The following is a 1,939-nucleotide window of genomic DNA, read 5'->3' as shown; positions in this document are numbered from 1 at the left end:
GCGTGCAGATGCAGCGCGTGCTGTTCGATTCGATAAGTTTCGAGCACGATCAGCCGACGACCGCGACCGTCTTTCAGCACGACCCGTGGCGCGCCAATGAAGGCACGACGATCGACACGCTGCAAACGCAGATCGTCATTGCCGGCACGATCGACTTCGTCCGTGTGCAGGCTATCCAGGCCGCGCCGAACAAGCTGGTGCCTTCCGAGGCAAGGCTCAAGGCGGACCTGGGCTTCGATATCGATTGCGTCGTGTCGCCCGCCGATGGCAACCCGGTCATCACCCGACGCTTGCTGCGCGTACGCTTCGACGCCTTGACGGTCACGGCGCAGAGTCTGCCGGACTGGCTGAAAGCGGCGATTGATCAATGGACAAGTGCGCAGTTCGGCACGCCCAACGGACCTTTCGCCAACCTCATCGCTGCGGCCGAAGCGTGGGCGGCGGCGCAACTCGCGGCCGTGTTGCCATCGACTTCGATCCCGATCACATTGACGTCGCTGTTGCCGACGGGCGCGCCGTTCGTCAACGCGGGCATCTCGATCGATCAGGCTCAGCAATGTCTGTGTGTGCGCGCCGAGCCAATGACGAGTAACAGCAGTATCGATATCGTGTGGAAGAACTTTCTCGACGGATTTTTCGAGAGCAAGCTTGGCGCAAATGCGTGGGCCGTCGTTATGCCCGTCGAAGATCTGAAAGCGACGCTGCAAACGCGTGTGTGGCGCGCGATGTCCGACGCAATGGGCAGCGATAGCTGGCGACTCATTACCGTCGCCGTCGACTACAGCACGCCCGGCCCCGGCGTGGCGATGTTCACCATTACGCCGTACTTCAAGGTGCCCGTGGTGGCCGTGCAGCAAGTGCCCCTGTCGATCGCGCTGTCCTACGACGGCACACTCGGGCGCGTGCAAGTGGACGTCGATGGCTACGGCATCCGCGACGAGATCGCCAAATTCGAAGGCATTCTCGACACCATCCTCTTCATCCTGCTTCCGATCGTGGGCGTGTTCGCAATCGAAGCGTTGCACGGCGTAATCGCGGATGCCGAACTGGCGGCCAATCAGGCCATCGCGCAAGCGGGCGGCTCGGCGATTACCGGTATCGATGCAAATGCGAAGTTCGACGTGCTGCCCGGCCTGCCGTTTCGATATCGCGCTTCGCTGCCGTTCGTCGCGCCGCCTTCGATACCGGGGCGCATCAACGAACTCCGGCCGGATGCCGCCACGATTGCTCTCGCGGGTTCGTGGGGCGCGCTGCATTGGCGAGATGCCGATCCGACCGTCGACGTGTCGCAGTTTGCTTGGGCGCCACCAAAGGCTTCGTGCAACACCATCGACAGCGCCGTCGCGGATCTGCGCCGCAACCCGATGGGCGTCGCTTCGCTGTACGCGCAGATCGCGCTGGGCACGACCGGGTCGATGCCCATCAAGTTGTGCGGCGTCGATGTGCTCGATGACGGCGGCGCGCCCGGTGGCCTGAGCATCGCGCCGGCCTCGGGCGTCGCGCCGGTGGTCGTCGCGATCACGGCGGCGTCCGCGTTTGCCAGGCTCCCGTCCAGACACGCGGTGCGTTTGAACGTGCGTACTTCCGCGGGCGTGTTTCTCGCTGTGATCGATGCGCCTGAGCCCATCACGCCTCAGGAGATCGAGTTCGTTGCGGGGACCCTGGAGGTTCAGCGCATGAACTGCGAGCGTGTGCTGGCGCCGTGGTTCTCGCATCTCGGCAAGTTCGATATCGACTGGATCATCGATCCCCTTCACGATCCGGACCCCGGGCTTGCGTGGCAACCAGAAATCGTGCGCATCGAGGTCGAAGCGGGCTTGCCGGCTGGTGCACGGATCACGCTCGGCGACGATCGCGAAGCCAGTCGTGCGGCGCTCTCGCTTAGCGGCAACGAACCGGCGAGCGTATCGACGCTGCTTTTTCCGGGGCAGCCTATGCC

General features: G+C 63.8%; 1 protein-coding gene. It reads left to right on the top strand.

Annotation, left to right across the window (positions count from 1 at the left end):
• On the top strand, window positions 1-1,939 hold a 1,939-nt coding region (locus AWB67_RS41215), incomplete at both ends, for a hypothetical protein (protein WP_159965147.1).

Origin of the sequence: Caballeronia terrestris, assembly GCF_001544515.1 — a bacterium.
GTDB classification, from domain to species: domain Bacteria; phylum Pseudomonadota; class Gammaproteobacteria; order Burkholderiales; family Burkholderiaceae; genus Caballeronia; species Caballeronia terrestris.
This window is presented reverse-complemented; position numbering and strand designations above follow the sequence as displayed.